Source organism: Microcoleus sp. N9_B4, assembly GCF_036701635.1.
GTDB lineage: Bacteria > Cyanobacteriota > Cyanobacteriia > Cyanobacteriales > Microcoleaceae > Microcoleus.
In genome coordinates this window covers 41,740-49,727 of the sequence record NZ_JAUBRC010000046.1, presented here as the reverse complement: position 1 = coordinate 49,727, position 7,988 = coordinate 41,740, and the positions used below count along the sequence as shown (strand labels likewise).

Annotated in this window: 9 protein-coding genes; 4 read left to right on the top strand and 5 right to left on the bottom strand. The window is 42.4% G+C overall.

Features of this window, described 5'->3' with window-relative positions; all coding sequences use genetic code 11:
• Window positions 1-211: 211 nt before the first annotated feature.
• The 3 genes from QUA43_RS24800 to QUA43_RS24790 all read left to right on the top strand — a co-directional run bounded on the left by QUA43_RS24800 (window position 212) and on the right by QUA43_RS24790 (window position 3,684).
• On the top strand, window positions 212-1,468 hold the full coding sequence (locus QUA43_RS24800; RefSeq protein ID WP_333377271.1) for an ABC transporter substrate-binding protein: 1,257 nt from the start codon (window positions 212-214) through the stop codon (window positions 1,466-1,468).
• A 165-nt stretch (window positions 1,469-1,633) separates the two neighbouring features.
• Window positions 1,634-2,584, top strand: a complete 951-nt coding sequence (locus tag QUA43_RS24795; protein ID WP_333377273.1) for a branched-chain amino acid ABC transporter permease — start codon at window positions 1,634-1,636, stop codon at window positions 2,582-2,584.
• A gap of 164 nt (window positions 2,585-2,748) precedes the next feature.
• A complete protein-coding gene (locus QUA43_RS24790) occupies window positions 2,749-3,684 on the top strand; it encodes a branched-chain amino acid ABC transporter permease (RefSeq protein ID WP_333377269.1) in 936 nt (311 codons plus the stop codon).
• Between the two features lie 70 nt (window positions 3,685-3,754).
• Here QUA43_RS24790 and yidD read toward each other — a convergent pair whose 3' ends face one another.
• From yidD to QUA43_RS24780, 3 genes are all read right to left on the bottom strand, one after another.
• A complete protein-coding gene (yidD, locus tag QUA43_RS30960) occupies window positions 3,755-4,180 on the bottom strand; it encodes a membrane protein insertion efficiency factor YidD (protein ID WP_445302000.1) in 426 nt (141 codons plus the stop codon).
• A gap of 10 nt (window positions 4,181-4,190) precedes the next feature.
• Window positions 4,191-5,345 carry a CFI-box-CTERM domain-containing protein gene (locus QUA43_RS24785; protein WP_333377267.1) on the bottom strand — a complete coding sequence of 385 codons (1,155 nt, stop codon included), beginning with the start codon at window positions 5,343-5,345 and terminating at the stop codon, window positions 4,191-4,193.
• Window positions 5,346-5,420: 75 nt separating this feature from the next.
• Entirely contained in the window at window positions 5,421-5,771 is a 351-nt protein-coding gene (locus QUA43_RS24780) for a hypothetical protein (protein ID WP_333377265.1), read from the bottom strand.
• 419 nt (window positions 5,772-6,190) lie between these two features.
• On the opposite strand from QUA43_RS24780, the gene QUA43_RS24775 reads away from it, so the two are divergent.
• Window positions 6,191-6,577, top strand: coding sequence for a hypothetical protein (locus QUA43_RS24775; RefSeq protein ID WP_333377263.1), 387 nt, complete (start codon window positions 6,191-6,193; stop codon window positions 6,575-6,577).
• 414 nt (window positions 6,578-6,991) lie between these two features.
• Here the strand turns inward: QUA43_RS24775 and QUA43_RS24770 are convergent, their stop codons facing one another.
• Both QUA43_RS24770 and QUA43_RS24765 read right to left on the bottom strand, forming a co-directional pair.
• Window positions 6,992-7,399, bottom strand: a complete 408-nt coding sequence (locus tag QUA43_RS24770) for a VOC family protein (protein ID WP_333377262.1) — start codon at window positions 7,397-7,399, stop codon at window positions 6,992-6,994.
• Window positions 7,400-7,497: 98 nt separating this feature from the next.
• Window positions 7,498-7,911 (bottom strand): VOC family protein, encoded by a 414-nt coding sequence (locus QUA43_RS24765; RefSeq protein WP_333377260.1) that lies wholly within the window; start codon window positions 7,909-7,911, stop codon window positions 7,498-7,500.
• Between the last annotated feature and the right edge of the window lie 77 nt (window positions 7,912-7,988).

Below are 7,988 nucleotides of genomic sequence, written 5' to 3'. Positions count from 1 at the left end.
TTGTGAAAATATTTTTGAGTTATTTTTGAACCTATACACACCAAGGGTTTCGGCTATTAAGTCGCTCTCCGACCTCCTCTGGCTGACTCCTCTTTTAACTATGGGGTCTTTTTTTGGGCAAGATTGGACTTTTGAGGGGAGTATCTACCGCGTATGGGTAGAATATCTCTACGTGTAGATGTTCTATATATAGATGTTCGATCGCCCGCTCATGAAAAAACCTACAGCCCGCCCTAGTGGCTTATTCATTACCTGCGCTTCACTGCTGCTGGCTTGCAGTCAGACGAACACTCCCCAAACCTCTACTACAGTATCTCCGGCGACTTCCCCATCTCCCGGTACTTCACCAGGGGGTTCGGCTGGGGGAAGTTCCAACACTATATATATAGGGATTGGGGTAGCCCAAACTAGCAATGTGGCTTTACTCGGCCAAGAGCAAGTGGCTGGCGCGAAAATTGCTGAGAAGTATTTCAACGATAAGGGCGGTGTGGATGGGACGCCGATTAGACTGGTGTTCCAAGATACAGGTGGAGATGAACAAGGGACGATCAATGCCTTCAATACTCTGATCAATCAGGATCAGGTGGTAGGTATTGTGGGGCCGACCCTCTCGCAACAAGCTTTTAGTGCCGATCCGATCGCCGATCGAGCAAAAGTTCCCGTACTCGGACCCTCCAACACCGCTAAAGGCATTCCCCAGATTGGCGATTATGTGGCCAGAGTCTCCGCGCCTGTGGCAGTGGTAGCACCTAATGCAGTTAAAGCTGCACTGAAGCAAAATCCCAATATTAAAAAAGTAGCTGTGTTTTTTGCTCAGAATGATGCTTTTAGCAAATCTGAGACTGAAACTTTCCAGACAACGGTTAAAGATATGGGGCTGGAATTGGCAACAGTCCAAAAATTCTTGACTACTGATACAGATTTCCAATCTCAAGCCACTAATGGGATAAATGTCAAGCCGGATTTAATCATTATTTCTGGGTTGGCAGCCGATGGAGGCAATTTAATTAAGCAATTGCGGGAGTTGGGTTACAAAGGCGTTATCATTGGGGGCAACGGTCTGAATACTTCTAATGTATTTCCTGTTTGCAAGGCTCTTTGCGATGGGGTTTTGATTGCCCAAGCCTACAGCCCGGAATATGAAAATGAAGTTAATAAGGCTTTTCGGGATGCTTATCGCGCTCAATTCAAGAAAGAACCGCCTCAATTTAGCGCACAAGCTTTTACGGGCGTACAAGTTTTTGTTGAGTCATTAAAGGCACTTAATGCTAAGTCTAAGCTTAGCGAAAAGCCTTTGGCAGAATTGCGTACAAATTTGAATCAGCAGTTGTTGGGTGGTAACTACGATACGCCTTTGGGGGAAATTTCTTTTACGCCTGAAGGGGAAATTAATCAGAAAGAGTTTTATGTGGCACGCATTAAGATGGAGGCGGATGGTAATAATGGTAAGTTTGAGTTTTTGAAATGAAGTCAGGCACGACACGGATTCTGACACGGATACACGGATGAGTTATTGAGTGTGAGTCTGAGGTTAAACCCGCTGCCCCCAAGGGGGAATTCAGAAGTCAGAGTAAAAATTGTATGCTGTTTGTTTTTGAATAATTTAATATTGATGCCGAATCTCTAACTGGTGATGGACTTAACTCTGTTTTTGCAACAATTTTTGAATGGTTTGTCGATCGGCAGCGTGTATGCTATTTTTGCCCTGGGATATACGCTGGTCTTTTCTATTCTCGGAATTATTAATTTTGCTCACGGTGCAGTATTTACGTTGGGTGCTTATTTCACTTATGGGCTGATGGGAGGTGGTTTCGGTTTTAATGGGTTGTGGGCTAATGCTCGAATTCCCGTGCAGTTGCCTTTTGCTGTGGCGTTAATTTTGGGAAGTGTCATGGCTGGTTTGGTGGGAGTAATTGTTGAAAGAGTGGCTTTTTGGCCTTTGCGCCGCCGACACTCTGATCCTCTGCTGACTGTGGTTTCTAGTTTGGGTGTAGCAGTTGCGATCGCCAATATTATCCAATATCTTGTAGGTGCGGAAATTTACACTTTTCCTGCTAACACTTACGGCTATTTACCGGCTGCAATTAACTTCGGAACGGCGGATAAACCTATTCCGATTCGGACTGTTCAAATAGTAATTTTTGTGGTATCAGTTGCGATTGTGGCTGTCTTAACTTATTTAATAAATTTTACTAAATTTGGCAAAGCAATGCAGGCTGTGGCTGAAGATGCGACAACTTCTAGTTTATTGGGGATTGATACTGATAGGTACATTGTGTTGACGTTTTTTGTGAGCAGTTTTCTGGCGGGTTTGGCGGGGAGTTTGGTGGGTTCTAGTGTGAGTATTGCTGGGCCGTATTTTGGGATTGCTTTTGGTTTGAAGGGTTTGGCGGTGATTGTGCTGGGTGGGTTGGGGAGTATTCCTGGGGCGGTTTTGGGTGGGTTTATCATTGGTTTGGTGGAGGCTTTTGTGCCTGGTGATTTTTCGGCTTATAAGGATGCTGTTGCTTTTGCTATATTGTTTATTATGCTATTGGTTAGACCGCAGGGTTTGTTTGGACGGCGTTTGATTCAAAAGGTGTAAGAAAATTCGGCGATTGAAATAGCTTAAGACTCAAACTAAGTTTCTCTCCAAGAGACTAAGAAATAGAGGTGTTTGATTTAAAAGGTGTCAGAAAATTCGGCGATTGAAATCGCTTAAGAGTCAAACTAAGTCCCTTTCTAACAGACTAAGAAATAAAAAAAGTTATGAATGAATTTTTTACTACTTACGGGTTTCTGATTGTCTCGATGTTGCTGGGTGCAATGTTGGGAATGTCGCTTTATTTGCCTCTAATGACTGGACAATTATCTCTGGCTAGCCCGGGTTTTTATGCTTTGGGTGGGTATATTGCGGCGATTTTATCTACGACGGTTTTTCAACAGACAGGGGGTTTATTTCCACTACCGTTGTTGTTATTAGAGATGATAATTGCAGGGGTTGTTTCGGGGTTGCTGGGGATTTTGGTGGGAATTCCGGCGCTGCGGTTAAGCGGGATTTATTTGGCGATCGCAACTATTGCTTTTGTGGAAATTTTGCGGGTTTTATCCCTGAATTTAGATATCACTGGCGGGGCTGTGGGCATTTTTGGGATTCCGCAACCGTTTGGAACGCCGATCGAGTATTTGTGGATTGTAGTACCTTTACTATTGGTAAGTATGGCGATTGTGTATCGGCTGGAACGGATTCGGGTGGGGCGCGCTTTTGCTGCGATCCGCGCTGATGAGTTGGCGGCTGATGCGATCGGTATTAACCCAACTTTTTATAAGGTTTTGGCTTTCACGTTAGGTGCTGTTTTAGCTGGGGTTGTGGGTGCAGTTAGCGCTCATTTCCTGAATACTTGGAACGCGCGTCAAGGTACTTTTGATGCTAGTATTATTTACTTGACTTCTGTGTTGATTGGTGGTAACAGAACTTTTATGGGAGCAGTTTTGGGGGGGATGGTGTTTACTGCTTTGCCGGAGGTTTTGAGGGGGCTCGCAACTATTCAGGGATTGCCAATTTGGTTGGCGCAATTTCTGCGGGATGGACGTTTAATTATTTTTGGGTTGCTGATTGTTTTGGGGACGATATTTTTTCCGCAAGGTTTGATGACGCCGGAGTTGTTGAAGAGGTTTAAAAAGGGCGATCGTACTTCTGTTTAAAAGTCTAAAATTTCCTGAAGTGCTGGCAAATGTAGCGCCAGGGCTATTAATGCTTATACTATGGCCAATCTTAACGCTCTAGTTTTCTTTGTGTAGTTTTACTTATACGTTGTGCCTTTAAGGTTGCGTTAGCAAGTTTACAATCTCTCAGTCGTTGCTCAAAAAGAGGAATTGCTTTTGATAAGCCGTAAGTTCTGACTGTTCTCCGGAAGTATTCTGAGCAAGATTCAGCACCATAAAATCTGCTGTAGGCACAGGAAAAGCCTTTGTGAGGCGATAGATGTTTTTGATACCTCTGAATGCCTTGAATAGCAATGTAATCAAGTAAGAATCGCAAGCCTAATTTGTCTATTAAGCTTACGAGTGGTGCAACTAACCACAGAAATCTTGTGAGGATACCTTTACGCTTTGCCTTTGTGTTAGCAGAACTCTGCTTTTGAGATAGATAATATAGTTTCGCTGATAAAAACTTTCGGTAGAGGAACTTTATAGACATATAAAAATAATCATTTATTCTGTAAACTAAATACTAATTTATCCAGGATTTGACGTACAGGTTTCGCAAAATGTGGAGAAGTTTTAAGCCATTGAGCTAAAGGCGGGGATATTTGATAATATGCTGCAATAAACAATCGCCCTATAGAGTAAGACATCAATTTTTCGTCTCTAAAACGCCTTAAACTAACTACTTGTGGTGCATCATAGCTGCCATACACAGCAGTAGCAATGAAGCAATCGCAACTAGGTTCACATTCCCCACAATCGCCGCAGTCAGGAGTGTCACCACAATCGCCGCAGTCAGGAGTGTCACCACAATCAGCAACTCCACCAGAACCACCTGTTTGAGGTTCTGGTATCCCTCCGCCAAAAGAGCTACCCAAGTCCACAGGATTACTAACTCTTGCCTCAAGATTTTGTTCAATTATATTGTCAATTACTTGGTCGTGAGGCTGATTTGGGAGGCTACCACCGCCACCTCCACTTCCACCTCCACCTCTAGGAGGAGCAGATGGTTTAGAAAGGAAATCATCTCCAAGTCTAGAACTTTTAAGGAAATCATCTCCAAGTCTAGAACTTTTTCTGAGAGATTGTCCTAAGCTATTTGATTTAGTTGGGTCAGAACTAGGTGGATAGGGTTCTCGATTTTTGGGCAATCGTTTTGGGTCATCTGGCTCGGTTGGGTAAGTAGGTGGATAAGGTTCTCGACCTACAGGTTTATATAACTCGTCATTGGATTTCAGATCCTCAATGACTTTCTCATAATGCGCTGCTGCGATCGCAACTCCAGTAGCACCACCAACAGCAGTTCCCCCAAGGATAAACCAGCCGAGACGATTTTTCAGCTTCTTGTACTTGTTGTCAGAAGATAGCAGCCTATTGAATTCCTCTAAACTCAGTTCACTTAGTTTACTCAGTATTAACAATGTGTCTTCTGATGAAAGTGGCAAACGTCTGCTATTTGCACATTCAATAACTACTTGAAGTATAAGAGATTTCTTAACTTGTAGGTCTGCGTTAAAAGGAAGCAAACAAGCAATATTCTCTACAAATTTTTCGACCAACTCATCGTTAACAATACAGTTGTTAACGATGAGTTGTTGATTAATTACTTGGTTGACTTGATTGATAACATTTTGACCTTGCTGATTAAAATCTGTCATGACGTTACAATAACTAGCTGTTACAGAGTTAGTCCTAGTTGCTACGTATTAATACACCCTGCCAGCTTTCAGTTTCTAAAACAATTGCTGAACTAATTCAATTGCTTTCACAATAGCAGTAACAATTCCACCTGCTTCGACTATATCTTTGAGAAAATCTTTAGCCTTAATGAGGTGTTCTACAATTGCATTTTTGTTGGGAGCAGGTTTTTTAGATTGGTCAACAGCTTTCTGAATTTGATATTGAGCATCTGTAACAATCTCCGCATCAATAACTTGAGCGTCTCCAGCTTTTGTTATCTCAGAATTTAGCTTCTCTAGCTCGTTAACAAGGTCGGCTTGATTTTGAACTGTTGCAAAGTTGATATCTCTAGCAGCATTGTATTGGTAGTTTACTTTCTGACCGCGCTGATCGAACAATGACATAATTTTTCTCCCGGTCGCGAACTAAAGTTAATTAACACTATGAGCATATAGCTTGGGATAAGTTAGCTTTTGTGATCTTTTTGTGCCAAACCTACGCTTTTCCAAAGGCTGCACCCCGAGCGTACAAAAAACTGAAGTAGCTAAACACCGCCCAGCTTGGACACCCGACAATCAGGTTTACTCCCTGCCTTATCCCATCGCATAATCCTCCATTCACAGCTCTTGCCTTTAATGGAGTTAATTTTTATAATATTCTCTTCCTTATCATAAACCGATCGCTCAAAACTGAAAAGCGAAAAAAGACGGAAAAAGACGGGTATTTCTAAAATTCGGATGCAAGGCGGATGCAAGGCGGATAAAGACGGATAAAGACGGATAAAGACGGCTATACTAACTATAGTTCTCTGACACCCCTACTGATGGACACTGCCCATATCTTGCAATTTGTAGATGAAGTGCTCAGCGCTAATACAGGCAAACATCTAAATGACTTGCAGCGCGGAATTATCGAGGGAATACTGAAGCGACAAAAGTATTCTGATATTGCAAATACTTATGGTTGTACGGCGGGTCATGCTAAGGATGTAGGTTACGAGCTTTTGCATATGTTATCTGATATTTTCGGCGAACCAGTGGATAAACGTAATCTTAAATCTGTCCTAAAACGGCAATCAACTATAAAGATTGCTTTAAATAATAGTAATAATATTGAGGGTAATAGCAACACTATTAACTATATCAATGGTTGCTCAGAACTACCCACTCCTACCCCAGATAAAAGTCAGCCGGCAACTCCCGACTACTAGGACAGCACGAATCAAGTGAAAATTGAAATGGTTGGTAAATTACGACAGTTGGGATTGAGGGATGAGCAAATTGCAGATGTGTTAGGGTTAGCCTTGGAGGTCGTGAAGCAGATGGATTGAAAATAATGAGTTTATTAAAAGTTTAGTAAGGGTTCATCAGCTCAATTGTTGTCTGCTACCCCTTTTAAGTATGCTTTTAGCTGCTGTTTATCTTCGGGTGTCATTTTCTTGATATCATCCTTTTTTTACAGTTTTACTAGATTTTTCATTTTAGCCATTTTTTCAGGGATTTGCCAAACTGAGATGCACCCTTTTTGGATTTTTGGATATTCGATCGCTCTTCTCAATGGAATCGCTAACTTGGACCCATTGAGAAGAGCTTTGTATTGTTTTCAGGAAGCAGATAGAAAATGCCTAACCTTGATTTACTGCGCTGGGTTCCATGAACATAGTTTCCCAAATGTGGCCATCTAAATCCTGAAAGCCATGACCATACATAAATCCGTAGTCTTTGGGTTCATTGTAGGTCGTTCCGCCAGCAGCAACTGCCTTGCTAATCATTTTATCCACTTCTTCTCGGCTCTCGGAAGACAAGCAGATCAGCACTTCTGTACTCTTGGTGGCATCGCAAATTGCGTTGGGTGTAAATTCCTTGAACTTGGCTTCTGTCAAGAGCATGACGAAGATGTCTTCGCTTACAACCATACAAGTAGCAGTTTCGTCAGTAAACTGGGCGTTAAAACTGAATCCAAGTTTAGTAAAAAATTCGACAGACCGATCGAGATTTTTGACGGGTAAATTCACGAAAATTTTAGTAGCCATGTTTTCTCCTTTTTAACTTCGATCGCAAGGTGAAACATTAACGATTTTTCGCTAATGTTTGAATTGAAGGGTAACGCCTGTGAGCAAACTTGAAAAAGTTAGGTAGCTGGCTGGACATTAATCATCCACGGTGTGCCAAATCGATCGACAAGCATTCCAAAACGGGTAGACCAGAAGGTCTCTTGGAATGGCATCTTCACCGTTCCGTTTTCTGCCAATTTTTGAAAGATCCGCTCCGCTTCGACCAGATCGTCAAATTGAAGATTCACAGAGAATCCCTGTGGTTTTTTAAAGCCATCAGGTGGAGTGTCAGAACCCATCAATACCATTCCACCAACAGTTAAGTTGGCGTGCATGATTCGATCGCGCTGTTCGGAGGGAATTTCCTCAGACATGGGCGCATCCCCATAAGTCATCATCCCGTCGATTTTGCCACCTAAACATTGTTCGTAGAATTTAAATGCAGCTTCGCATTCACCGTCAAAAAAGAGATAAGTATTCGATTGCATCATGTACTCCTTTGGGTAATAGTCGATCGAGCAATCCATTCATGGGAAATGATGTGGCTGCCGGACGAAAAGTTAGGCAG

Excerpts from the sequence above, each read along its gene's own strand:
- QUA43_RS24765 (WP_333377260.1), bottom strand. The coding sequence starts at position 7,911 with ATGATGCAATCGAATACTTATCTCTTTTTTGACGGTGAATGCGAAGCT.
- QUA43_RS24780 (WP_333377265.1), bottom strand. The coding sequence starts at position 5,771 with ATGTCATTGTTCGATCAGCGCGGTCAGAAAGTAAACTACCAATACAAT.
- QUA43_RS24785 (WP_333377267.1), bottom strand. The coding sequence starts at position 5,345 with ATGACAGATTTTAATCAGCAAGGTCAAAATGTTATCAATCAAGTCAAC.
- QUA43_RS24800 (WP_333377271.1), top strand. The coding sequence starts at position 212 with ATGAAAAAACCTACAGCCCGCCCTAGTGGCTTATTCATTACCTGCGCT.
- yidD (WP_445302000.1), bottom strand. The coding sequence starts at position 4,180 with ATGTCTATAAAGTTCCTCTACCGAAAGTTTTTATCAGCGAAACTATAT.
- QUA43_RS24775 (WP_333377263.1), top strand. The coding sequence starts at position 6,191 with ATGGACACTGCCCATATCTTGCAATTTGTAGATGAAGTGCTCAGCGCT.
- QUA43_RS24795 (WP_333377273.1), top strand. The coding sequence starts at position 1,634 with ATGGACTTAACTCTGTTTTTGCAACAATTTTTGAATGGTTTGTCGATC.
- QUA43_RS24770 (WP_333377262.1), bottom strand. The coding sequence starts at position 7,399 with ATGGCTACTAAAATTTTCGTGAATTTACCCGTCAAAAATCTCGATCGG.
- QUA43_RS24790 (WP_333377269.1), top strand. The coding sequence starts at position 2,749 with ATGAATGAATTTTTTACTACTTACGGGTTTCTGATTGTCTCGATGTTG.